This is a genomic window from Janthinobacterium sp. PSRC1-1, from assembly GCF_049897525.1.
Taxonomy (GTDB): domain Bacteria; phylum Pseudomonadota; class Gammaproteobacteria; order Burkholderiales; family Burkholderiaceae_D; genus Janthinobacterium; species Janthinobacterium tructae.
In genome coordinates this window covers 546,743-569,685 of the sequence record NZ_JAFCWK010000002.1, presented here as the reverse complement: position 1 = coordinate 569,685, position 22,943 = coordinate 546,743, and the positions used below count along the sequence as shown (strand labels likewise).

Genomic DNA, 22,943 nt, shown 5'->3' with positions numbered 1-22,943 from the left:
GAAGCCAGTATCTGCTTTCCATTGCCTGTGCGCTAGCCATGAATCGCTACAATCACTTTCAACCATAAGTATCAAATGAGCGGGTAAAATAGGCGCATGGACGCCCTCAATCACTTGCAATCGTTTGTGCTGTCTGCCGAGCTGGGCAGTTTTTCGGCGGCTGCGCGCCGCCTGGGGCTGACGCCTGCGGCCGTCAGCAAGAACGTGGCGCGGCTGGAAGCGAGCCTGGGATTGCGCTTGTTCCAGCGCAGCACGCGGCGATTGACCCTGACGGAAGGCGGCGAGCGTTTCCTGCAGCAGATAGGCGGCGCCCTGTCTACCCTGCGCGAAGCGATCGCCGGCGCGGCCGAAGAGGGCGGCCAGCCGGCCGGCATCCTGAAAATCAGCATGGCGCCGTCGTTCGGGCGCAGCTACGTGGTGCCGCTGCTGGGCGACTTCATCGCGCGCTACCCGGGCGTCATCCCCGACTGCCATTTCGACAACCGGCAAGTGGACTTGATCGGCGAAGGGTTTGATGTCGCCATCGGCGGCGGCATCGAGCTGACGCCGGGCGTGGTGGCGCGCGAACTGGGCCACGTCCACGTCGTCGCCACGGCGTCGCCCGCCTTCATGCAGGGGAAAATCATGCCTGTGCATCCGTCGGACCTGGCGCACATCGACGGCGTGGCGCGCCGCTCGGCCGGCAGCGGCAGACTGCGCAGCTGGATATTGCGGAATGGCTCGGGCGGCGAAGGCGTGGCCGAATGCCGCCCGCGCGCCATCTTCGACGACCCCGACGCGATGGCGCATGCGGCTGTCATGGGCGTCGGCGTGGCGCTGCTGCCCATGGCGCACGCGCTGGACCACTTGCGCAGCGGCGCCCTGGTCCGCTTGCTGCCCGGCTGGCGTGCCGATTCCGGCCCCCTGTCCGTGTACTATGCCAGCAAGAAGCTGCTGCCCGCGAAGACACGCGTCTTCGTCGATTTTTTGCTGGAGCAGTTCCGCCAGCGCGATTTCGCCGCGCAGATGCTGCCCGATTAAGCAATGGAAAATTCCCATGCATAGTAACTACAGCCTGTTTTACACCTTTGACGGCGATCAAGCGGCCCGCTTCCGGGAAGCGCGCGTCTTTGGCCGCACCGTGTGGACGGCGGCCGGTGCGGCCATGACGTGGGGCGAAGAGACGCGCAAGGACTACGCCTGCGAGGCGCAGGCGCACGCCGCCTGGCTGGCGCATGGCCGCGCCGCGCAGGCCGACGGCTACACGCTGGCGCGCGCCATGCTCATTGACCCGACCGACTTTGATTTCGCGCTGCTGCAAACCCTGGTGGCGCACGCTGCGCGCCTGGCTGTCGATGCCGTCCGGCGTACGCATCCGGACCAGCGCATCGACGCCTTCGCGCTGGTGAGCGACGACAGCGCCATGACGATAGGCTGCATGGCGAATAGCCGCGAAGCGCTGGCCGCCTCGGAAGATGGCGAAGAAATGCTGTGGAATCCGGCCGAGTGGGCGTTTGACGAAGGCGGCGCGTATTTCGACAGCGCCTGGCGTTTGCTGCTGCAGGCGCACCGCGACTTGCCATTCGATGTGGATTTCGCCACCTTCCGCAGCGGCGTGTTCGACGCTTGCATCGCGGCGCTCGCGCAGCTTGACGCCGAAGGCGTGTTCGGCTCCGGTGCGCGGCGCGAGGAGTTCGTGCTGTTGTTCGAAGTCAGCGACAGCGAGCCGCTGGAAGGCGCCATGGCGCGCCTGAATCCACCGGCGGTGGTGGCGCGTTTCGAGGCGTGGATGGCCAGCTGGGCCGACTAGATCCTACGCCGCCACCAGCCGCAAGCGGGTAATCTCGGCCGGCGCGCCGATGCGTTTCGGCGGGCCCCAGTACCCCGTGCCGCGGCTGACGTAAATCCACAGGCGGCCGCGCCGGTGCAGGCCTGCCACATACGGCTGCTGCAGCGGCACGAACAGATTCCACGGCCAGAATTGTCCCCCGTGCGTGTGGCCCGACAATTGCAAGTCGTAGCCGGCCGCTTCGGCCTCGGGCGCGCTGCGTGGCTGGTGCGCCAGCAGGATGCGCGGGATATCGGCCGGTGCGCCGGCGATGGCCGCTTGCGGGTCGCTTGCCTGCGCCGGATCGAAGGCGGCGGCATTGAAATCGGTGACGCCGGCAAGCGCCAGGCGCGCGCCGTCGTGTTCAAGGATCGTATGTTCGTTCATCAGCACGCGCAAGCCCAGGCGGCGGAACTCCGCCACCCAAGGCGCGGCGCCCGAATAGTATTCGTGGTTTCCCGTCACCAGAAACACGCCGTGGCGCGCACGCAGCGCGCCCAGCGGCGCCGTGTGGCTGCCCAGTTGCGCCACCGTGCCGTCGACCACGTCGCCCGTGATGGCGATGAGGTCCGCCTGCAGGCCGTTGGCGCGCGCGACGATGGCGTCCACGTAGGCGCGCTGGATGGTGGCGCCCACATGGATGTCGCTCAGTTGCACGATGGTGTAGCCCTGCAAGGCGGCCGGCAGGCCGGCGATCGGCACCGTCACTTCGCGCACGCGCGCCACCCTGCGCGCGTTGATGAAGCCGACGACGGTGGCCAGCAGCGCCAGGAGCAGCACGGCCACGGCGGACGCCTGCGCGTGGGGGCGGGTGGCGGGGATCAGCATCAGCAGCTCGCGCAGCACGGTCAGCACGAACAGCGAGGAGAAAAACCCCATGCACAGCGAGCCGGCCCAGCTCAGGCGGTCGGCCAGGCGCGCATCGCCCGTGACGGCGCGCGCGAAGATCGTCATCGGCATGAGCATGGTCGAGGCCAGCAAGACGGCGCCGCCGAGCAGCCAGCCGGCCAGGCCGACGGGCAGCGCAGGCAGCAGCAGCCAGCCCAGCAGGGCGTGCAGGGCGCCCAATATCATGGTGATGCGCAGCAGCGGCGTGCGGGTTGTCATGTCAATGTTCCAGAAGTGGGGCGCCCAGATAGGCGGAAGTGATGCGCGTGAAGCTGCCGTCCTGGCGCATGCGCCGGAATACGCGGTCGAAGGCGGCGGCCAGCGCGGGCGAGCCTGCATTCTTGCGAAACACGATATAGGTGTCGAAGCGGGCCAGTGGCGGCGCCACGCGGACGATGCCTTCCAGTTTCAGCTGTTTGACCGTGTACTGGCCGACGACGCCGTCCGCCAGCACGGCATCGATACGGCGCAGCGCCAGTTTCTGGAAGTTGGCGGCATCCGTCGGTACTTCGGCGATGCTCCAGCGGCCCTGTGCCACGCCGGCGGCGATGTCTTCGGGCAGGCGGAATCCAGCGCGCACGCCGATTACTTTGCCTGTCAGGTCGTCCAGCTTGCCGATGGCGAGCAGCATATCGGCCTGCCGCACGAACAGCGCATACTCGGTCGGCTGCAGCGGCACCTTGCCAAATTCCAGATATTGCTCGCGTGCCGGCGTGCGGCTCATGGCGAAGGCGCAATCGACCGTGCCCTGCGGCCTGGCCAGCTCGCTTTCGAGCCGGCGCCATGGCATGGCGCGAAATTCAATGGCGATGCCCAGGCGGGCTGCCGCCTCGCGCAGCACATCGACGTTCAACCCCTCGATGCGGCCGTGGTTCTGCATGAAGTAGGGTGCGAAGAGGTCGTCATGGCATACCAGCCTGGCTGGTAATCCGGCTTCGGTGCTGGCCGCCACGGCCTTGCTGGCCGGCGCTGCCAGCAAGGCCGTGGCGGCCAAGGCGGCCAGCCAGGCACCGGGCCGCAGCCATGGAAAAAAAGGCACAGCAGCGCCATTGCCTATTGTTTTTTGCTGCAATTGTTCATCCCGGTTGGCCCGAAACAGTCGCGTTTCGCACGGCCGATTATAGCCGACGCGTTATGTAAATGAGCAATTTCGCAGCCAGTCCAGCGTCATGATCCGATATGCAATCCCAGCATGGCCAGCTTGCCGAAATCGACGGGCTTGGCGAAGTGCTCGTTGAAACCGGCCTGCAGGGCCGCCTGGCGGTCGTGTTCCTGGCCATAGCCGGTCAGCGCGACGAGCAGGAATTGCTGCGGGATCGGCAACTGGCGCAATTGGACGGCCACCTCGTAGCCGCTCATGTCCGGCAGGCCGATGTCGAGAAAGACGATGTCGGGCTTGAACTCCAGGGTGCGCTCGGTCGCCTGCGCGCCCGTGTAGGCCGTGCGCACCGTGTGGCCGTACATTTCCAGCAGTTCGGCCAGGGTGTCGGCCGCATCGCAATTGTCGTCGACGACGAGGATGCGCTGGCTGGCGCCCGCGGGCGCCTCGGGCGCCGGCGCGACCGGCTGCGGCACGTTGGCGTCGAGCGGCAAGATGACTTCGAAGGTGCTGCCCAGCCCTACGCCAGGGCTGCTCACGCTGACCTGGCCACCGTGCAGGGTCACCAGCTTGCGCACCAGCGACAGGCCGATGCCCAGGCCGTCCTGCACCCGGTCGGGCGAGTGGCCGCTTTGCTCGAACAGGCCGAAGATGCTGTCGATGCTGGCGGCGGCGATGCCGATGCCGTTGTCGCAGAGGCGTATGCGTACGTTATCGCCTTCGCGCGCGGCGGAAATGGCGATGCGTCCGCCCGGCGCCGTGAACTTGGCCGCGTTGAGCAGCAGGTTGGCGACGATCTGCGACAGGCGCACGGCGTCGCCGCAGACCCACAGTTCTTCCTGGGGCAGGTGCACGTCGAGCGCATGGCCGCGCGCCTCGATGCTGTGCGAACTCGTTTCCAGCGCGCTGCGGATGACGCTGGCCAAGTGCACGCTTTCCCATTGCAGCGAGATCTTGCCCTGTGAAATGCGCGACACGTCGAGCAGGTCGTCCACCAGGCGCACCAGGTGGTCCGTATGGCGGCCGATGGTGCGGCGCGCATTGTCCTGCACGGCCGGCACGACGGGATTGAGCTTGCACAGCAGGGCCAGTGCCGTGCGGATGGGGCCCAGAGGATTGCGCAATTCGTGCGCCAGGGTGGCCAGGAATTCATCCTTGCGGCGGTCCACCTCGCGCAGCGCGCGCTCGACGCGGCCCAGGCGCAGCAGCGCCTTGACGTTGGCGATCAGTTCATCGGCCTCGATCGGCTCGACCAGGTAATTGTCGGCGCCGCCGTCGAGGGCGCGGATCTTGTCGGCCGTGCCGATGCAGGAAGCGGACGTCTGCAGCACCAGGATGGTGTTGGTCTCGGCGCCGCCCTTCAACTGGCGGCACACTTCCAGGCCGTTGATGTCGGGCAGCTTGACGTCGAGCAGGATCAGGTTGGGGCGGTCCTGGCGGGCGCGCAGCAGCGCGTCGCCGCCGTTCGACGCTTCGATGACCTTGAAGCCGGCGCGCTGGAGGATGCGCGACTTGGCGTAGCGGGCGCCGTCGCTGTCATCGACGTTGAGGATCAGAGCATCGCTGTTGTTATCCGGTAGCATGCGCATTGTCCCAGGTGGTTGTGCCTTGCGGCGGAACCGGCTCTTGCCGGTGGTGTTGATTGCCGATCAGTGCGCGCAGGGTCGCCAGCAATTGCTGGCGCGGCAGCGGCTTGACGTAATAGGCGTCGGCGCCCAGGGCCAGGCCCTTGCGCACGTCGTCGATCTCGGTGGCGACGATGACGGGCACCTGGCGCCGCAGCGGATCGTTTTTCAGTTCGGCCAGCCAGTGCCAGGCCGTTTCGCCGTGCAGCAGGATGTCGAGGATGACGGCGGCGGGGCGCTGCTGTTCCCAGCGTTCCTGCGCCTCGCGCACGCTGCGCGCGGGAACGACGCGAAATTCGCTGCCGGCCAAAAATTTTTCATACAGCAGGCGGATGGGCGGATTGTCTTCCACCACCAGCACGGGTATGCGCTGGTCGCTGCCGTTGTCGTTGGCCGGCGCGCAGGGTGGCAGGCTGCCCTCGGGCGCATGGTAGCTGGCGGGCAGGATGACGGAAAACAGCGAGCCGTGGCCCGGCGTGCTTTCCACGGCCACCGTGCCATTGAGCAGGGTGGCCAGGTTGCGGCACAGGGGCAGGCCCAGGCCCGTGCCCTTGACCTTGCGCTGCAGGTGGTTTTCCACCTGGCTGAATTCCTCGAAAATCAGCTGCACGTCTTCGGCGGCGATCCCCAGGCCCGTGTCGGAGACGGAAAAGCGGATCGCGTCCTTCTGCGGCAAGGGTGTTGCGCTGACGATGATGGCGCCGGCCTCGGTGAACTTCAGGGCGTTGGCGATGAAGTTGCGCAGGATTTGCGACAGCTTGCCTTCATCCGTGTGGATCTGCAGCGCCGGGTCGGGATCGATGAAGGTCAGGGTGAGCGTGTCGGACACGAGCAGCGGGCGCAGCATGCCGCGCAGTGCGCTGAACAGGTCCGCCACCTGGAAGCTGTTGGCGTGCACGTCGACCTTGCCCGCCTCGATCTTGGCCAGGTCCAGCAAGTCGTTCACCAGGTCGCTCAGGCTGACGGCGCTTTGCAGGATGAACAGCACCTGCTTTTCCTGTTCCTCGGACAGCTCGCCGTCGATGCGCTCGAGCAGCAGCTTGGACAGGGCGCGGATGGAGCTGAGCGGCGTGCGGAATTCATGGCTCATGTTCGACAGGAAGCGCGACTTCATCTGGTCGGCGCGGCGCAGGTGGTCGGCTTTTTCATCGAGTTCGGCGAACAGCGCCACCACGCCCCGGTTGGTGTCTTCCAGTTCGCGCGTCAGCTGTAATAAATCGTCCTGGCGCGTCTTCAGTTCGGCCAAGGTGCTCAGCAGTTCGCGGTTCTGCTGCTGCACTTCCGAGAGCGTGATGTCCGGTGGCAGCGCCTGCAGGCTGCCGGACAGCGCGCCGACCATGCTGCCGTCGAGCAGGGGAGCGTCGCGCGGGAACAGCTTGTGCAGGGTGATCTGCGTGCCGTCACCCGGCGCGCTGTGGATATGGCAGCGGTCCATCAGGCGCTGCGCGCCCAGGATGCCCAGTCCCATGCCCGTGGGCGAGCGGTAGCTGCCGGCCAGTATCTGGTCGAGCTGCGCGATGCCGGGGCCCTGGTCCTCGATGCGGATGCTGAGCACCTGCGGCGCCGTCTGGCCATCGATGGCGAAATGCACCTTGCCGCTGCCGGCGTAGTTGTAGACGTTGCGCGCCAGTTCCGACACGGCCGTGGCGATGCGCACCTGGTCCTGCACGCCGAAGCCGCACAGGGCGGCGATCTGCCGCGCGCGCTGGCGTGCGCCCACCACATCGAGTTCGCTGCCGATATGGGCCGTCAATATGCGTTGTGTCATGGCGTGTCGCTCCTTTGCGCATTGGCGGCCTGCTGTTCCTCGTGTTCGCGCAGCACCACCACCGTGACGTCGTCGCGCCCGCGCGCAAAATCGCGGTACAGCACGGCGGCGACGAGGCTGGGGTGGCAGTGCGCCAGGCCCGGATAGCGTTCCAGGTCCCAACGCGTGTGCAAGCCGTCGCTATGCATGATCAAGGTCGTCCCCGGCTGCCATGGATAGCAGAATTCCTGCACCTTGCGCAGATTGCTGCCGACGATGCCGTTATGCGACAGCAGATGCCGGCGCTGCTGCGCGTCGAAGGCGCAGGCGGCGATGTTGCCCACGCCCGCATAGCGCAGTTCGCGCCGCGCGCTGTCGATGTGCGCCACCGCCAGGGCCGCGCCGCGCGTGGCGCGCAGGGCGCCGTGGGCCAGTGCGATGAAGGGGGCGGGCAGGGGCGGCAGGCCCGGCGTGGCGTGTTCCAGCAGCGCGCTGGCGCATTCCGAGGCGCGCGCCGCCAGCGGGCCGTGGCCCAGTCCATCGGCCACCATCAGGCTCAGCTCATGGCCTTCGCACACGACGTTCCAGGCGTCGCCGCACACCTGCTCCGAGGCCAGCGGCAGGCAGACGGCGCCGATCTGCCAGTTTGGATGGGCGGGAATGGCGCTGCTGGCGTCGGGGCCCCACACCACCATCATTAGCACAGTGCCCTGGCCGGGCGCCGTGTACAGGTCGAATTCCTGGCTCAATCGGCGGATCGCCCCCAGTCCCACGCCGTAGGTGCCCGTGGTGGAATGGCCATCCTGCATGTGCTGGCGCACGTTGGCCATGCCGGGGCCGCTGTCGATGGCCAGCACTTCGATGCCGGCCGTGCCGCCGCGCAGCACCTTGCGCAGCAGGATTTCGCCGCGCTGCGCGTGCTTGACGATGTTGGTGGCCGCTTCGCTGATGATGATGGCCAGCTGGCCCGTGCGCACGTCGTCGAAACCGATGCGGCGCGCCAGTTCGTTGCCGGCGCGGCGGGCCGCGGCGATCTCGCTCGGTTCGCCGATGGGAAAAGTTCTTTGCCTGGCAATGTCAGGGGCTTGCTCGATGTGGTTCAAAACAGCTTCCATTTCGCGATGGTGACGGTGGTGCCCGCGCCGGGCGCCGTGTCGATGTGAAAGGCGTCGGCCAGGCGCTTGGCGCCGCCCAGCCCCAGTCCCAGTCCGCCGCCGCTGGTATAGCCGTCGGTCAGCGCCAGGGCAATATCGTCGATGCCCGGTCCCGCGTCGACAAAGCGCAGTTCCAGGCCCTGGCGCGCGCCATCGCTGACGCGCGCGATGCGCGCTTCGCCGCCGCCGCCGTAGCGCAGGGTGTTGCGCGCCAGTTCGCTGGCCGCCGTGATGATCTTGGTCTGTTCGATCAGGCCAAACCCCATGGCGACCATGCTGTCGCGCACCTGCTTGCGCAGCCGCACGACGTCTTCGTCGCTGTGCAGTGGCAGGATTTGCGCGCTCTCCTGTATCTGCGCGCCCAGCACGGCGCCCCCCGTCATGCGCATGCGCCGTCCCGTTCCAGCAGCTTGATGCCCCGTTCCACGTTGAGCGCCGTGCTCACGCCTTCCAGGGTCAGTCCCAGTTCCACCAGCGTGATGGCGACAGCCGGCTGCATGCCGACGACGACGGTGCGCGCGTCGAGGATTTTCGCCATCGCCGCCGTGTTGCTGATCATGCGGCCGATGAAGGAGTCGACGATGTCGAGCGCGGAAATGTCGATCAGCACGCCCGTGGCGCGGTCCGTCACGATGCGCGTGGTCAGGTCGTCCTGCAAGGTCATCGCCAGGCGGTCATGCATGTCCACCTGGATCGTCACCAGCAGCAGCCGGCCCATGCGTAAAATGGGGATTCTTTCCATAGGCGCCTCAGTGTTGTTGCTGCTGGTAGGTGATGCTGGAACCCGTGCGTTTCAGGGCCACGACGAAGGCGTCGGCCAGGGTGGCCTTGGTCATCACGTCTTCCAGGTTCACGCCCAGATGCACGATGGTTTGCGCGATCTGCGGGCGGATGCCGCTGATGATGCAGTCGGCGCCCATCAGGCGCGCGGCGGCGATGGTTTTCAGCAGGTGCTGCGCCACCAGCGTGTCGACCGTGGGCACGCCCGTGATGTCGATGATGGCGATCAGCGCGCCCGTGTCGACGATCTTTTGCAGCAGGCTTTCCATCACCACCTGCGTGCGCGCGCTGTCGAGGGTGCCGATCAGGGGCAGGGCCAGCACGTTTTGCCACAGCTGCACCACGGGCGTGGACAGTTCCAGCAATTCCTGCTGCTGGCGCAGTATCACCTGTTCGCGCGCCTTCTGGTAGATGGCGATGGTCAGCAGGCCCAGCTCGTCGAACAATTTGCTGGTGCTGATGATGGCGTCGCCCAGCTCCTGCGGCTGCGCCGTGATTTGCTGGCGCAGGTAGGCGAACAACGGCTCCTTCAGGGCAAACATGAAGCTGGCCGTGTCGATCGGCGAATAGCCCTGGCGCACGCGCGATTGCGATATTTCCGCCAGCAGCTGGCGCGTGTCGTCCCAGGCGCCGCCTTCGATGTCGAATGCGTCGCCGCTGTCGAGCGCGCGCGCCAGCAGCGGCAGCAATTGCGCCGCCTGCTGGCGCAGCTCGTTTTCGGCGATCTTGTCGCGCCGCACCAGGCGGGCGATCAGGCCGGCCATCCAGCCGTCCAGCAGTGCCGTGTGGTGTTCGCTGATGATGGCGGCCAGTTGCTGCGCCTGGCCCGAGTCCGCTTTGATTTTCATGCTCATCCTTGGCTGAAGTGGAGGGTGCTGCGCGGCCGCAAACGGGCGCGCTGTGATGAATAAATTATAGGCAAGCACGATTGTGGCTTGTGTTCTGTGCCGCACATAGTGGCCATGTCGATCCAGATTTCCGCCAGAAACCTGCCATTTTAAAGATGTATGTGGTTTGCATGTTTACGCGAACTCCGCTACACTGGCAACACTCAACAAGAGAAACACGCCATGAATATCGACAAATTCAAACAGCAGCATCTGGCCATCCTGGCCTCCATCGATGCCTTGCGTCAGTTGGCGCGCGGCGGTGTGGCCGCGCAGGCGCAGGCCATTGCCGAACAGATCATCGCCATGAGCGGCTTGATCAAGCTGCACCTGGCCGTCGAGCAGCGCTACCTGTATCCGGCCGCGCAAGCGTGCGGCGTGGCCAAGGTGGCCCAGCTGGGATGCCAGTACGAAAACGAGATGCACGGCATCGCCGGCGCCTACCTCGATTTCGCCGGCCGCTGGAATACGCCCGTGCGCCTGGCGGCCGAGCCGGATGCCTTCCGCAGCGAAGCCAATACCGTGCTGCACGCGCTGTTCCAGCGCATGCGGCGCGAAGACCACGAGTTGTATCCAGCCGTTGAAACGCTGGCCTGACACCGTTTCCCCATATAGACACAGGAGTTCCACATGCTGACCCAAGAACAACGCGCCATCATCACGGCCACCGTCCCCATCCTCGAGCAGGGCGGCGAAGCGCTGACGCGCCACTTCTACAAGAATCTGTTCCGCGACCATCCCGAAGTGCTGCCGTACTTTAACCAGGCGCACCAGCACAGCGGCGACCAGCAGCGCGCGCTGGCCAATGGCGTGCTGATGTATGCCAAACATATCGATCAGCTGGCCGCGCTGGGCGACCTGGTGGCCACCATCGTCAACAAGCACGTGGCCCTGCAGATCCGCGCCGAACACTATCCGCTGGTGGGCGCCAGCCTGCTGCAAGCCATCCGCGAAGTGCTGGGCGAAGAGGTGGCCAGCGACGCCGTCATCGATGCCTGGGGCGCGGCGTATGGCCAGCTGGCCGATATCCTGGCCGGCGAAGAGGGGCGTATCTACAAGGCGCAAGCCGCCGCACCGGGCGGCTGGAGCGGCGCGCGCGATTTTGTCGTGCGCAGCAAGACGGTGGAAAGCGGCGAGATCACGTCCTTCCTGATGGCGCCCGCCGATGGCCAGCCCGTGCTCGACTTTGCGCCAGGCCAGTATATCGGCGTGCTGGCCACGGTCGATGGCGTGCCCATGCGCCGCCAGTACTCGTTGTCGGCCGCCAGCAATGGCCAGACCTACCGCATCAGCGTCAAGCGCGAAGCGGGCGGCAAGGTGTCGAATTTCTTCCACGACCATGTACAGGCGGGCGATACCGTACAGCTGACGCCGCCATCGGGCGACTTCGTGCTGATGGAGAGCGACAAGCCGCTGGTGCTGATCAGCGGCGGCGTGGGCATCACGCCGACCCTGGCCATGCTGACGGCGGCCCTGCGCGGCAAGCGTCCCGTGCATTTCATCCACGCGGCGCGCAACCAGGGCGTGCATGCATTCCGCGCGCAGATCGATGAACTCGCCGCGCAGCACCCGCAGCTGCAGCGCTATTACTGCTACGCGGAACATGATGGGGCGCAAGGTGCACCGGACGCCGTCGGCTTGCTGAATAAAGAGCAGCTGAATCACTGGCTGCCCGCCTCGCGCGATGTCGACGCCTACTTCCTGGGGCCGCAGCCGTTCATGCGGGCCGTCAAGCAATATCTGCGCGAGCTGGGTGTGCCGGAACGGCAGACGCATCATGAATTCTTCGGACCGGCAGCCGCGCTGAACTGACCTTGTCCGCCTTGTGTTGCTCCCTGTGTTGCTTCTGCGAGAAAAAACCGCTGCCGTAAGGGGCGGGTAAGCCTCGCGCTGTACTGTGAACCCAAGCTCGCATAAAAGAGCAGGCTTTTACATAACAGGAGGCAACACCATGCATGACGATCTGGTTCAAAAAATCAAGGGCGACCCCAATTATCATCGGCTGGTCAGGGTGCGTTCCAGCTTCGGCTGGGCGCTGACGGGCCTGATGATGCTGGTGTATTACGGCTACATTCTGCTCATCGCCTTCAACAAGGAATTCCTTGCCACGAAAACGGGCACCGGCGTGATGACCTGGGGCATGCCGATCGGCTTGTTCGTCATCGTGTTTACCGTGGTGATCACCGGCATTTATGTGCGCCGCGCCAACAAGCAATTCGACGATCTGACCAGCGCCATCCAGGCACGGGTGCAAGCATGAACCGCGCCCCATCGATGCAACGCACATTTTCCTGCCTGGCAGCCCTGACCTTGCTGGCGGGCGCCAGCAGCAGCGTGCTGGCGGCCGGCGCCGACCTGGGCCAGGCGGTCAAGCAACCGACCAACTGGACGGCGATCATCATGTTCGCCGCCTTCGTCATTTTTACCTTGTTCGTCACCAAATGGGCGGCCGCGAAGACCAAGTCGGCCTCCGATTTCTACACGGCCGGCGGCGGCATCACGGGCTTCCAGAATGGCCTGGCCATCGCGGGCGACTATATGTCGGCGGCATCGTTCCTCGGCATTTCCGCCGCCGTCTTCCTCAACGGCTATGACGGCCTGATCTACGCCATCGGCTTTCTCGTCGGCTGGCCCATCATCACCTTCCTGATGGCCGAGCGCTTGCGCAATCTGGGCCGCTACACCTTTGCCGATGTGGCCGCCTACCGCTTCAAGCAGGCGCCGATCCGCATTTTCTCGGCCTCCGGCACCCTGGTCGTCGTGGCTTTTTACCTGATCGCGCAGATGGTGGGCGCGGGCCAGCTGATCAAGCTGCTGTTCGGCCTGGAATACTGGATCGCCGTCGTCCTGGTCGGTACATTGATGATGATTTATGTGCTGTTTGGCGGCATGACAGCCACCACCTGGGTGCAGATCATCAAGGCCGTCATGCTGCTGGGCGGCGCCACCTTCATGGCCGTGGCCGTGCTGGCGCAATTTAACTTCAGCCCGGAAGCGCTGTTCGCCAAGTCGGTGGACGTGCACGCCGCCAAGGAAGCCATCATGGGCCCCGGTTCCTTCATCAAGGACCCGATCTCGGCCATCTCCTTCGGCATGGCGCTGATGTTCGGTACGGCCGGCTTGCCGCACATCCTGATGCGTTTCTTCACGGTGCCGAGCGCCAAGGAAGCGCGCAAATCCGTGTTCTGGGCCACCACCTGGATCGCCTACTTCTACATCCTGACCTTCATCATCGGTTTTGGCGCCATCGTGCTGGTGAGCACCAATCCCGAGTTCAAGGATGCTGCCGGCAAGCTGCTGGGCGGTAACAACATGGCGGCCGTGCATCTGGCCAAGGCTGTGGGCGGCAACGTCTTCCTGGGCTTCATGTCGGCGGTCGCGTTTGCCACCATCCTGGCCGTCGTGGCGGGCTTGACCCTGTCGGGCGCGTCGGCCGTGTCGCACGATCTGTATGCCACCGTCATCAAGAAGGGCAAGGCCACGGGCGCCAACGAATTGAAAGTGTCGCGCGTGACCACCATCGTGCTGGGCATTATCGCCGTCGTGCTGGGTATTGCCTTCGAGAAGCAGAATATCGCCTTCATGGTCTCGCTGGCTTTCGCGATTGCCGCCTCGGCCAACTTCCCCGTGCTGTTCATGTCGGTGCTGTGGAAAGACTGCACCACGCGCGGCGCCACCATCGGCGGCTTCCTGGGCTTGACCACGGCCGTCGCGCTGACGGTGGTGTCGAAGTCCGTGTGGGTCGACGTGCTCGGTCATCCGGCGGCGCTGTTCCCGTATGCCTCGCCGGCGCTGTTCTCGATGACGGCAGGCTTTGTCGGCATCTGGCTGTTCTCGGTGCTCGACAAGAGCCCGCGCGCGCGCATCGACCGTGCCGGCTACGAAGCGCAGCAAATGCGTTCGGAAACGGGCATCGGCGCGGCAGGCGCCAGCGCGCATTGATGTTTTAGATAGTTACTGCAGGAAACAATGCCCGGCTTGCCGGGCATTGTTGTTTTTGGCGCGCGCTTACTTCGCCACGCGCAGCGCAATCACGCCCGCCGCCAGCGCCGGCACGCCCGGCGTCGCTTCGAGTATCGATGCCAGGGTCACCGTGTCGAGCACGGCCAGGAAGGCGGCCGTGGCCTGGCCCAGCTTGGCTTTCAGCAGGCAATCGGGCGTCAGCGGGCAGGTATTGTTTTCCTTGTTAAAACATTCCGCCATGAAAAAATCGTTTTCCGTCTCGCGCACCACCGTGCCGATATTGATCTCGGCCGGGTCGCGCGCCAGGCGCAGGCCGCCGTTGCGTCCACGCACCGTTTCCACGATGCCTGACAGGCCCAGCTGGTGCACCACCTTCATCAGGTGATTCTTCGAAATCGCATGCAGGTCGGCGATGTCCTGGATGGTGACGAGGCGGTCGCGGTGCACGCCCAGGTACATCAGGGTGCGCAGGGTGTAGTCGGTATAGGCAGTCAGTCGCATGGGATATCGTTCATAAGATGTGGATTACATCCTTGTTTCAAGCCGCCAGCATACAGGAGAGTGCCTGGCCATCGCCACCGCCATGTGACTTGCGCCGTCACTTTTCAGCCTGGAACGAGAAAAGTTGGTTGCCTTTCGCTTAAATGCGTAGTAAATTTTCATATTGTTGCCCTGGCAAACAGCTCGCAAGCCCTTTAAGGCCCTTTCGACGTGGATTTTATTGATGAAAATCAAGAGGATGGTGAGACAGTAAGGTAAATTTACTACAAAATGGATGATGGGCGTTTCCCGGGCCGGGAAGCGCGTACTACGCAATCTGTGCGGTGCCGCCGTGGCCGCCCCAGGAAATGAATACCATGCAAATGAATGAAGTGAAAGACGAGCTGCTGAGCAGCGATATCCGCCAGTTGGGCCGTCTGCTGGGCGACGCCATCCGCAACCATCTGGGCGACCCCGCCTTCGAGCGCATCGAGCATGTTCGTCAGCTGGCCATCCGTTTCCGCCGCGACAATGACGAAGCGGCGCGCGCGCAGCTGTCGGACGCGCTGCAAGCGCTGTCGCAGGAAGAAACCACCCAATTGACGCGCGCCTTCAGCTATTTCTCGCTGCTGGCCAACATTGCAGAAGACCAACACCACATCCGCCGTACGCGCGCCCATCTGATCGCCGGCTCGCCGCCGCGCCAGGGTAGCCTCAGCCATGCCGTCGGCAACGTGTTTGACGCGGGCAAGGCCGATGCGCTGGAAACGTTCTTTGAAGATGCCTTCGTCAGCCCTGTCTTCACGGCACACCCGACGGAAGTGCAGCGCAAGAGCATCCAGAATTGCCAGATGGCCATCGCCCGCCTGCTGAGCGAGCGCGACCGCGTGCAAATGACGCCGGAAGAGGCGGAGCAAAACGAAGAAGCGCTGGGACGCGGCATCGTCACCCTGTGGCAGACGCGTCTGCTGCGCACCAGCAAACTGTCCGTCATGGATGAAGTGGCCAATGGCCTGTCGTTCTACGACCACACGATCTTGCGCGAATTGCCGAAATTGTATTCCTCGCTGGAAACCATGCTGGCCCAGCGCGATGCCCGCTGGGAAGATGCGGAATTGCCCAATTTCATGAAGGTCGGCAGCTGGATAGGCGGCGACCGCGACGGCAACCCGTTTGTCACGGCCGACATTCTGCGCAGCACCCTGCAGACGCAGGCCGACAAGGTGCTCGACTTTTACCTCGGCGAATTGCGCAAGCTCGCTTCGCAACTGTCGCTGGCGCAAATCTTGAACGCCTGCAGCGAGCCGCTGCGCGCGCTGGCCGAACGTTCGGCCGATGCCTCGCCGCACCGCGTCGACGAGCCGTACCGCCGCGCCTTGCACGGCATCCATGCACGGCTGGAAGCGACGCGCGTGGTGCTCTCTGGCAAGGGCAAGCAGGCCGAAGGCGTGCAGCCGTATGCCGCGGCAGCTGAGCTGCTGGCCGACCTGGACGTGGTCCAGCATTCCCTCGTCAGCAATGGCTTGCGCGCGCTGGCCCGTGGCCGGCTGCGCCAGCTGCGCCGCGCCGTCAAGGTCTTCGGCTTTTCGCTGGCGCCGCTGGACTTGCGCCAGAACTCCGACGTGCACGAGCGCGTCGTGGGCGAACTGTTTGCCGGCGCCCAGCCGGGCCTGGTTTACCTGGACCTCGATGAAGAGCAGCGCATCGCCGTGCTGCTGGCCGAGCTGGAGTCGCCACGCCTGCTGACGTCGCCGTATGCGCGGTATTCGGAAGAAACCACGTCCGAACTCGACATTTTCCGCGCCGTGCGCGAGGCCCACGTCAAATATGGCCGTGAATCGGTGCCGAACTGCATCATCTCGAAGGCGGCCAGCGTCTCGGACTTGCTGGAAGTGGCCCTGCTGCTGAAAGAAGTGGGCTTGCTGCGCCAGGACAGCCGCGAAGTGGACGTCAACATCATTCCCCTGTTTGAAACCATCGACGACTTGCGTGCCGGCCCCGCCATCATGGCGCGCGCCTTCGGCTTGCCGTTCTACCGTGGCTTGCTGGCGTCGCGCGCGGACCAGCAGGAAGTCATGCTCGGCTATTCGGACAGCAACAAGGACGGCGGCTTCCTCACCTCCGGCTGGGAACTCTACAAGGCCGAGATCGAGCTGGTAACGGTGTTTAAAGAATATCAAATCAAGCTGCGATTGTTCCACGGCCGCGGCGGCTCCGTCGGACGTGGCGGTGGTCCCAGCTACGAAGCCATCCTGGCCCAGCCAGCTGGCGCCGTGCAGGGACAGATCCGTCTGACGGAGCAGGGCGAAGTCATCACGGCCAAGTATGCGAACCCGGAAGTGGGGCGCCGCAACCTGGAAGTGCTGGTGGCCGCCACCATCCAGTCGACCCTGCTGCCGCAGGCGCAATTGCAGCCGAAGGCCTCGGCCGGCGCGGGCCACCTGGCCGCGATGGAAGAATTGTCCGGCACGGCCCTGAACGCCTACCGCGACCTCGTCTACGGCACGCAAGGCTTCGAGCAGTATTTCTGGGAATCGACAGTGATCGCGGAAATCGCCGCGCTGAACATCGGCAGCCGTCCCGCCTCGCGCAAGAAATCCACGTCCATCGAGGATTTGCGCGCGATTCCCTGGGTCCTGAGCTGGGCGCAATGCCGTTTGATGCTGCCGGGCTGGTTCGGTTTCGGTTCCGCCGTGCAAGCCTACCTGGCCGCCCATCCGGCCGATGGCGCCGACGTGCTGCGCGGCATGTACACGGATTGGCCCTTCTTCACGTCCTTGCTATCGAACATGGATATGGTGCTGGCCAAGAGCGACATCGCCATTGCCGGCAAGTATGCGGAACTGGTCAAGGACAAGGCCTTGCGCGACGCCATCTTCACGCGCATCCGCGCCGAATACGCGGCCACCCTGGACGCCTTGAAGCTGATCACGGGCCAGGAAGAGTTGCAGCAAGCCAACCCGCTGATGCAGCGCTCGATACGCAACCGTTTCCCCTACATCGACCCGCTCAACCACGTGCAGGTGGAGCTGTTGAAACGTTTCCGCGAGGGTAAACAGGATGCGGCGGCGCGCACGGGGATTCATTTGTCGATCAATGGGATTGCGGCGGGTTTGCGCAACAGCGGTTAACTTTTAGGGCAGAGTTGCCGAAATTCCGGGGTCAGACCCGCCGGGTCTGACCCCAGCTTTGCACTTGGGTTGGCTTTACGAACTCAGTAGAAAACAACAAGGAGACAGCATGACCATCAAAGTTGCCATCAATGGCTATGGCCGCATCGGCCGCAATGTCTTGCGCGCGTTTTATGAAGGCGGCAAGCAGCAGGATATTGAGATCGTCGCCATCAACGACCTGGGCGACGCCAAGTCGAACGCGCATTTGACGCGCTACGATACGGTGCACGGCAAGTTTCCCGGCGTCGTCACCATCGATGGCGAGAATATGCTCGTCAACGGCGACCGCATCCGCGTCTTCGCGCAGCGCGACCCGGCCCTGATACCGTGGGGCGAACTGGGCGTTGACGTCGTGCTCGAATGCACGGGTTTCTTCACCACCAAGGAAAAAGCCTCGGCCCACCTGAAGGGCGGGGCGAAAAAAGTCATTATTTCCGCGCCGGGCGGCAAGGACGTGGACGCCACCATCGTGTTCGGCGTCAACCAGCACGTGCTGAAAGCCTCGGACACGGTCATCTCGAATGCCTCGTGCACGACGAATTGCCTCGCGCCACTGGTCAAGCCGCTCAACGACGCCATCGGCATCGAATCGGGCCTGATGACTACCGTGCACGCCTACACCAACGACCAGGTGCTGTCGGACGTGATGCATGAAGACTTGCGCCGAGCCCGTTCGGCCACGCATTCGATGATTCCGACCAAGACGGGCGCCGCGGCCGCCGTCGGCCTGGTCTTGCCGGAACTGAATGGCAAGCTGGACGGTTTCGCCATCCGCGTGCCGACGATCAATGTCTCGCTGGTCGACCTGTCTTTCATCGCCAGGCGCGATACGACGGTCGAGGAAGTCAATGCCTTGCTGAAAACGGCGTCGGAAGGCGCGCTGAAAGGGATTTTGACGTACCAGACGGAGCCGCTCGTCTCCATCGATTTCAATCATAACCCGGCCTCGTCGAACTTCGATGCGACGCTGACCAAGGTCTCGGGCCGCCTCGTGAAAGTGTCGTCGTGGTACGACAACGAGTGGGGCTTCTCGAACCGCATGCTCGACACCACGGTCGCCCTGATGGCGGCCAAGTAACAAGAACCACCGCTGATCCAGCGCACCAGGACGGCCGGCCCACAAGGCCGGCCCTTGTAGCAACTCATTATAGAAAGCAGCACACCATGACCATGCAAGTACAGCAACGCGCCACCAAGATCGTTTCCACCATCGGCCCCGCTTCGAACGATATCGATACCCTGGTCCGCATGTTCAAGGCCGGCGTCGACGTCGTGCGCCTGAACTTTTCGCATGGCAAGGCGCAAGACCATATCGACCGCGCCCGCATGGTGCGCGAGGCGGCAGCCCTGTGCGGCCGCGAAGTGGCCATCATGGCCGACTTGCAAGGCCCGAAAATCCGCGTCGGCAAGTTCGAAGAAGGCAAGATTTTCCTGGAAAACGGCATGAAGTTCATCCTTGACGCGAAATGGGGCGAAAACGGTGAACTGGGCAACATCGAACGCTGCGGCCTCGACTACAAGGAATTGCCGCGCGACTTGCGCACGGCTGACGTGCTGCTGCTGAACGACGGTCTCATCGTCCTGACGGTCGACAAGGTCGTCGGCAGTGAAATCCACACCACCGTCAAGATCGGCGGCGAGCTGTCGAACAACAAGGGCATCAACCGCCAGGGCGGTGGCCTGTCCGCGCCGGCGCTGACGGCGAAAGACATGGAAGATGTGAAAACGGCGATGAGCTTCCAGGCCGATTACGTGGCCGTGTCGTTCCCGAAAAACGCCACCGACATGGTCATGGCGCGCCAGTTGGCCAATATCGCCGGCGAAGCGTGGGACCACAAGCCGATGATGATCGCCAAGATCGAGCGCGCCGAAGCCATTCCCGCGCTGCAAGAAATTCTCGACGCCTCCGACGGCATCATGGTGGCGCGTGGCGATTTGGCGGTCGAGGTGGGCAATGCGGCCGTGCCGGCTCTGCAAAAGCGCATGATCAAGATGGCGCGCGCGTCGAACAAGCTGGCCATCACGGCCACGCAGATGATGGAATCGATGATCGTCAACGCCGTGCCGACGCGCGCCGAAGTGTCCGACGTGGCCAATGCCGTGCTCGACGGCACGGATGCCGTCATGACGTCGGCGGAAACGGCCTCGGGCCGCTACCCGATCGAGACGGTGGAAGCGATGGCCGCCATCTGCCTGGACGCGGAAAAATGGGATACCTGCAAGCTGGACGCCGATTTCCTCAACGCCACGTTCTCGCGCATCGACCAGTCGATCGCCTATGGCGCCCTGTTTACGGCCCATCACCTGCGCGTGAAAGCCATCGCCACCCTGACGGAATCGGGTTCCACGGCCCTGTGGATGAGCCGCTGTAACATCGACATCCCCATCGTCGCGCTGACCCCCAGCGTCGGCACGCGCCGCAAGCTGGCCCTGTACCGCAACGTCAGCACCCTGGAATTGACCTCGGGCACGGACCGCGACAAGGTCTTGCAGCAGGCGGAAGACTTGCTGCTGGAACATAAAGTCGTGACCAAGGGCGACACGGTCGTACTGACCTGGGGCGAGCCGATGGGCAAGGTGGGCGGCACGAACGCGCTGAAAATCATGAAGATCGGCCAGCACTGACCGTATATTATTGAGCACATCGCTGGCCGCCCGCCGCCCGCAGTCTTAAAAACGACTGAAAGCGGGGCGCTTGGCCTCCCACCGCAACGGCAGACGCCCCATCTGCCGTTGCGGTGACCTCCTTTCCGTGTCAGCATGCATTTCCTGCCTTCCCAGGCGCCTCCGGAGTTCATGATGACTACATACTTGCCTGCCTTGATCTGGTCGCTGTCGGCCTTCGCTTGCATGTTCATTGCCAGACGCCGCCTCGTCAGGACAACGGCCGTCCGGGCCGTCCTGGTGACCTTTTTTGGGCCGTTTGCCATCCCCTTCGTGCTGGCCGCAAAGCCCGGGAAACCCGATCTGGCGTAAATCCACGCGGCCGTCATGCATGGCTAAGCGTGCGGCCTGCAGGCATTTCTCTTTGCTATATTCAAGTTTTAGCCGAAAGAGTATGCCCATGAAGCGCAGCGCGACCTTGTTCCTGATGACTATCCTTCCCCTGTGCGCGGCCACGTTCGCCTCGGCGGCCGAGCCCCCGCAGCGCCTGCAGCGCGCCACGGGGCTGTGGAAGGTGACGCCCGCCACCTCGCCATTTTCCTGGGAAATCTGCGTCGACCACGAGCGCGACCGCCTGATCGACGACGATCTGTGGTCCGACTTCGAGCAGGAATGCAAGATCGAGTCGCAAAGCCGCCAGGGCGACAGTTACCACTTCCAGTCCAGCTGCCCGGACACCAGGCTGGCCGTTACGTTCAAGGGCGACCTGGCCAAGGCATATACCCTGAGCGCCGACACCACCGTGCAAGTCAATGGCAAGAGCGAGGTGCAGCACACGGAACTGGCAGGATTGTTCCAGGGCGCTTGTCCGGCAGGGCTGGCGCCGGGCGCGAAGAAAATGCGTGGCGGCATGGTGATGCAGAGCCTGTATATCAAGCGATAGAAGCCACGCTGAAACAACAGTTTCGAGGGAGAGGCAGACGCCGGCATTGACGCCGGAGGCAATGATTTGTGATAATGAGAATTATTATCAATTAGCCGCGCCTTGCCTTGTGCGCATCGGAGTCCCCAGTGAACATTGCGCAGTCCAGCGAGTCCATAGCCGGCATCTACAGCAGCCATCACGGCTGGCTGATGCGCTGGCTGCGCGCCAAGCTGCAGTGCGCCGACCATGCGGCCGACCTGGCGCAGGACACTTTCCTGCGCCTGCTGACGGCGCCGCCGGAAGGCCGGCAGACCTTGCGCGAACCGCGCGCCTACCTGACCACCGTGGCGCAGCGCCTGCTGATCGACCATTACCGGCGCGTATCGCTGGAGCGGGCATGGCTGGAAACCCTGGCGCAGCAGCCCGATCTGCTGATGCAGTCGCCGGAAGAGCGCTTGCTGGTATTGGAGGCCTTGCAGCGCATCGATGCCATGCTCGACGGCTTGCCGCCGCTGGTGCGCAGCGCTTTTTTGCTGGCGCATGTGGACGGCCTCGCTTACGGGGACATCGCGCGGCGCCTGGCCGTGAGCGAGCGCAGCATCAAGCGCTACATGGTGCAGGCGTTCGAGCGCTGCATCCTCTTGATCCTGTGAGCGCCATCGATCCGCGCGCCGCCCGCGCGGCGGCGCAGTGGCTGGTGCGCCTGCATGGGGGCGCCTTGACCCCAGATGAGCAGCAAGCGTTCCAGGCCTGGCGCGCCGGCGATCCCGCGCACGCAGCGGCCTGGCAGCGGGCCGAACTGGTGTGCGGCACCCTTGCCAGCGTGCCGCCCGCGCTGCGCCAGACGGCGGACGCGGCGCCGCGCTCGCCGCAGCGGCGTGCCGTGCTCTACGGCCTGGCCGGGCTGATCGCGGCCGGACCGGCGCTGTGGCTGGCCAGCCAGTCGGCGCCCTGGCAAGCGTGGCGCGCCGCGATCCGCACGGCGCGCGGTGAGATCCGCCACATGACCTTGCCGGATGGCACGCAACTGGTGCTCAATACGGACACGGCCATCGACGTGCGCTTTGACGATGCGGCGCGGCAGGTCGTGCTGCATGCCGGGGAACTCCATGTCGCCACGGCGCACGATGCGGCCGTGCCAGCGCGTCCGTTCCTCGTGCGCAGCAGCAATGGCATCGTGCGCGCGCTGGGCACGCGCTTCAGCCTGCGCCAGGGCGGCAGCGTGCTGGCGCCGCGCACGCAGGTGGCTGTCAGCGAAGGCGCCGTCGAGATCCGACCGGCGCAAGCGCCCGATGCCTTGCGCAGGGTCGATGCGGGCCGGCAGGGCAGTTTCGATGAGCGCGCCGTTTCCCCCTTGTCACCGCTGGTGCCGCACGCTGCCGGCTGGCTGCAGGGCGTGCTGATCGCCGAGCGCATGCCGCTGGGCGAGGTGCTGCAACAGGTGGCGCGCTATCGCCACGGCGTGCTGCGCTGCGATCCGGCGCTGGCCGCCCTGCCCGTGGACGGCATTTTTCAATTGAACGACCCGGACAACATCCTGCTCTTGCTGCAACGCTCCTTGCCGATCCGGCTGGCGCGCCGCACGCGCTACTGGATCAGTGTCGAGGCGGCTTGAGATTGTCGGCTTACGCGTGGCTGCACCCCGCTAAGCCGACCTACGCCTGTCGGGTATGGGCAGCTTGGCGTGTTTGTGTAGGTCGGCTTAGCCCGCAGGGCGTAAGCCGACAAGCAACGCTGGCTGGCCTTGTCGGCTTACGCGTGGCTGCGCCCCGCTAAGCCGACCTACGATGTTCCGTCAAGCCGACAAACGC

General features: G+C 64.6%; 21 protein-coding genes. 12 read left to right on the top strand and 9 right to left on the bottom strand.

Annotated elements, in window-relative coordinates:
• Positions 1–96 precede the first annotated feature (96 nt).
• Both ACP7DW_RS06205 and ACP7DW_RS06200 read left to right on the top strand, forming a co-directional pair.
• The gene (locus ACP7DW_RS06205) at positions 97–1,020 is read left to right on the top strand and encodes a LysR family transcriptional regulator (RefSeq protein ID WP_426054371.1); all 924 of its coding nucleotides are present in this window, start codon (positions 97–99) and stop codon (positions 1,018–1,020) included.
• A gap of 16 nt (positions 1,021–1,036) precedes the next feature.
• Positions 1,037–1,789 (top strand): DUF4303 domain-containing protein, encoded by a 753-nt coding sequence (locus ACP7DW_RS06200; protein WP_426054370.1) that lies wholly within the window; start codon positions 1,037–1,039, stop codon positions 1,787–1,789.
• A 3-nt stretch (positions 1,790–1,792) separates the two neighbouring features.
• Here ACP7DW_RS06200 and ACP7DW_RS06195 read toward each other — a convergent pair whose 3' ends face one another.
• From ACP7DW_RS06195 to ACP7DW_RS06160, 8 genes are all read right to left on the bottom strand, one after another.
• Positions 1,793–2,914, bottom strand: coding sequence for a metallophosphoesterase (locus tag ACP7DW_RS06195; protein WP_426054369.1), 1,122 nt, complete (start codon positions 2,912–2,914; stop codon positions 1,793–1,795).
• Position 2,915: 1 nt separating this feature from the next.
• Positions 2,916–3,734, bottom strand: a complete 819-nt coding sequence (locus ACP7DW_RS06190; protein ID WP_426054368.1) for a substrate-binding periplasmic protein — start codon at positions 3,732–3,734, stop codon at positions 2,916–2,918.
• A 128-nt stretch (positions 3,735–3,862) separates the two neighbouring features.
• A complete protein-coding gene (locus ACP7DW_RS06185) occupies positions 3,863–5,377 on the bottom strand; it encodes an ATP-binding response regulator (protein WP_426054367.1) in 1,515 nt (504 codons plus the stop codon).
• Complete coding sequence (locus ACP7DW_RS06180; protein ID WP_426054366.1) at positions 5,364–7,187, bottom strand: ATP-binding protein; 1,824 nt, start codon at positions 7,185–7,187, stop codon at positions 5,364–5,366. Before ACP7DW_RS06180 ends, ACP7DW_RS06185 begins: the two co-directional genes overlap by 14 nt.
• Positions 7,184–8,269 (bottom strand): ATP-binding SpoIIE family protein phosphatase, encoded by a 1,086-nt coding sequence (locus tag ACP7DW_RS06175; RefSeq protein WP_426054365.1) that lies wholly within the window; start codon positions 8,267–8,269, stop codon positions 7,184–7,186. Before ACP7DW_RS06175 ends, ACP7DW_RS06180 begins: the two co-directional genes overlap by 4 nt.
• Complete coding sequence (locus ACP7DW_RS06170; protein ID WP_426054431.1) at positions 8,266–8,703, bottom strand: ATP-binding protein; 438 nt, start codon at positions 8,701–8,703, stop codon at positions 8,266–8,268. The genes ACP7DW_RS06175 and ACP7DW_RS06170 overlap by 4 nt, the downstream gene beginning before the upstream one ends.
• Positions 8,700–9,062, bottom strand: a complete 363-nt coding sequence (locus ACP7DW_RS06165) for an STAS domain-containing protein (RefSeq protein ID WP_099763575.1) — start codon at positions 9,060–9,062, stop codon at positions 8,700–8,702. The genes ACP7DW_RS06170 and ACP7DW_RS06165 overlap by 4 nt, the downstream gene beginning before the upstream one ends.
• A 7-nt stretch (positions 9,063–9,069) precedes the next feature.
• Positions 9,070–9,954, bottom strand: coding sequence for an STAS domain-containing protein (locus ACP7DW_RS06160; RefSeq protein WP_426054364.1), 885 nt, complete (start codon positions 9,952–9,954; stop codon positions 9,070–9,072).
• 216 nt (positions 9,955–10,170) lie between these two features.
• On the opposite strand from ACP7DW_RS06160, the gene ACP7DW_RS06155 reads away from it, so the two are divergent.
• The 4 genes from ACP7DW_RS06155 to ACP7DW_RS06140 all read left to right on the top strand — a co-directional run bounded on the left by ACP7DW_RS06155 (position 10,171) and on the right by ACP7DW_RS06140 (position 13,929).
• A complete protein-coding gene (locus tag ACP7DW_RS06155; protein WP_426054363.1) occupies positions 10,171–10,584 on the top strand; it encodes a hemerythrin domain-containing protein in 414 nt (137 codons plus the stop codon).
• A 33-nt stretch (positions 10,585–10,617) separates the two neighbouring features.
• Positions 10,618–11,799 carry an NO-inducible flavohemoprotein gene (gene hmpA, locus ACP7DW_RS06150; protein WP_426054362.1) on the top strand — a complete coding sequence of 394 codons (1,182 nt, stop codon included), beginning with the start codon at positions 10,618–10,620 and terminating at the stop codon, positions 11,797–11,799.
• Between the two features lie 139 nt (positions 11,800–11,938).
• Complete coding sequence (locus ACP7DW_RS06145) at positions 11,939–12,247, top strand: DUF485 domain-containing protein (protein WP_141169483.1); 309 nt, start codon at positions 11,939–11,941, stop codon at positions 12,245–12,247.
• Entirely contained in the window at positions 12,244–13,929 is a 1,686-nt protein-coding gene (locus tag ACP7DW_RS06140) for a cation acetate symporter (protein ID WP_426054361.1), read from the top strand. The genes ACP7DW_RS06145 and ACP7DW_RS06140 overlap by 4 nt, the downstream gene beginning before the upstream one ends.
• A gap of 66 nt (positions 13,930–13,995) precedes the next feature.
• Here the strand turns inward: ACP7DW_RS06140 and ACP7DW_RS06135 are convergent, their stop codons facing one another.
• Positions 13,996–14,451 carry an RrF2 family transcriptional regulator gene (locus tag ACP7DW_RS06135; protein ID WP_298404788.1) on the bottom strand — a complete coding sequence of 152 codons (456 nt, stop codon included), beginning with the start codon at positions 14,449–14,451 and terminating at the stop codon, positions 13,996–13,998.
• A 356-nt stretch (positions 14,452–14,807) separates the two neighbouring features.
• Between ACP7DW_RS06135 and ppc the strand changes: the two genes are divergently transcribed.
• From ppc to ACP7DW_RS06105, 6 genes are all read left to right on the top strand, one after another.
• Positions 14,808–17,561 (top strand): phosphoenolpyruvate carboxylase, encoded by a 2,754-nt coding sequence (gene ppc / locus ACP7DW_RS06130; RefSeq protein ID WP_426054360.1) that lies wholly within the window; start codon positions 14,808–14,810, stop codon positions 17,559–17,561.
• A 109-nt stretch (positions 17,562–17,670) separates the two neighbouring features.
• The gene (gap, locus tag ACP7DW_RS06125; protein WP_426054359.1) at positions 17,671–18,681 is read left to right on the top strand and encodes a type I glyceraldehyde-3-phosphate dehydrogenase; all 1,011 of its coding nucleotides are present in this window, start codon (positions 17,671–17,673) and stop codon (positions 18,679–18,681) included.
• Between the two features lie 92 nt (positions 18,682–18,773).
• Positions 18,774–20,228, top strand: a complete 1,455-nt coding sequence (gene pyk / locus ACP7DW_RS06120) for a pyruvate kinase (RefSeq protein WP_099764572.1) — start codon at positions 18,774–18,776, stop codon at positions 20,226–20,228.
• Positions 20,229–20,667: 439 nt separating this feature from the next.
• Complete coding sequence (locus ACP7DW_RS06115) at positions 20,668–21,150, top strand: DUF3617 domain-containing protein (RefSeq protein WP_426054358.1); 483 nt, start codon at positions 20,668–20,670, stop codon at positions 21,148–21,150.
• Between the two features lie 128 nt (positions 21,151–21,278).
• Positions 21,279–21,785 carry a sigma-70 family RNA polymerase sigma factor gene (locus ACP7DW_RS06110; protein WP_426054357.1) on the top strand — a complete coding sequence of 169 codons (507 nt, stop codon included), beginning with the start codon at positions 21,279–21,281 and terminating at the stop codon, positions 21,783–21,785.
• Positions 21,782–22,747, top strand: a complete 966-nt coding sequence (locus ACP7DW_RS06105; protein ID WP_426054356.1) for a FecR domain-containing protein — start codon at positions 21,782–21,784, stop codon at positions 22,745–22,747. The genes ACP7DW_RS06110 and ACP7DW_RS06105 overlap by 4 nt, the downstream gene beginning before the upstream one ends.
• Positions 22,748–22,943 lie beyond the last annotated feature (196 nt).

Coding starts and splice junctions, on each gene's coding strand:
- ACP7DW_RS06205 (WP_426054371.1), top strand. CDS start 97: ATGGACGCCCTCAATCACTTGCAATCGTTTGTGCTGTCTGCCGAGCTG.
- ACP7DW_RS06145 (WP_141169483.1), top strand. CDS start 11,939: ATGCATGACGATCTGGTTCAAAAAATCAAGGGCGACCCCAATTATCAT.
- pyk (WP_099764572.1), top strand. CDS start 18,774: ATGCAAGTACAGCAACGCGCCACCAAGATCGTTTCCACCATCGGCCCC.
- gap (WP_426054359.1), top strand. CDS start 17,671: ATGACCATCAAAGTTGCCATCAATGGCTATGGCCGCATCGGCCGCAAT.
- ACP7DW_RS06195 (WP_426054369.1), bottom strand. CDS start 2,914: ATGACAACCCGCACGCCGCTGCTGCGCATCACCATGATATTGGGCGCC.
- ACP7DW_RS06170 (WP_426054431.1), bottom strand. CDS start 8,703: ATGACGGGGGGCGCCGTGCTGGGCGCGCAGATACAGGAGAGCGCGCAA.
- ACP7DW_RS06135 (WP_298404788.1), bottom strand. CDS start 14,451: ATGCGACTGACTGCCTATACCGACTACACCCTGCGCACCCTGATGTAC.
- ACP7DW_RS06180 (WP_426054366.1), bottom strand. CDS start 7,187: ATGACACAACGCATATTGACGGCCCATATCGGCAGCGAACTCGATGTG.
- ppc (WP_426054360.1), top strand. CDS start 14,808: ATGCAAATGAATGAAGTGAAAGACGAGCTGCTGAGCAGCGATATCCGC.
- ACP7DW_RS06200 (WP_426054370.1), top strand. CDS start 1,037: ATGCATAGTAACTACAGCCTGTTTTACACCTTTGACGGCGATCAAGCG.
- ACP7DW_RS06165 (WP_099763575.1), bottom strand. CDS start 9,062: ATGGAAAGAATCCCCATTTTACGCATGGGCCGGCTGCTGCTGGTGACG.
- ACP7DW_RS06155 (WP_426054363.1), top strand. CDS start 10,171: ATGAATATCGACAAATTCAAACAGCAGCATCTGGCCATCCTGGCCTCC.
- ACP7DW_RS06160 (WP_426054364.1), bottom strand. CDS start 9,954: ATGAGCATGAAAATCAAAGCGGACTCGGGCCAGGCGCAGCAACTGGCC.
- ACP7DW_RS06115 (WP_426054358.1), top strand. CDS start 20,668: ATGAAGCGCAGCGCGACCTTGTTCCTGATGACTATCCTTCCCCTGTGC.
- ACP7DW_RS06140 (WP_426054361.1), top strand. CDS start 12,244: ATGAACCGCGCCCCATCGATGCAACGCACATTTTCCTGCCTGGCAGCC.
- hmpA (WP_426054362.1), top strand. CDS start 10,618: ATGCTGACCCAAGAACAACGCGCCATCATCACGGCCACCGTCCCCATC.
- ACP7DW_RS06185 (WP_426054367.1), bottom strand. CDS start 5,377: ATGCTACCGGATAACAACAGCGATGCTCTGATCCTCAACGTCGATGAC.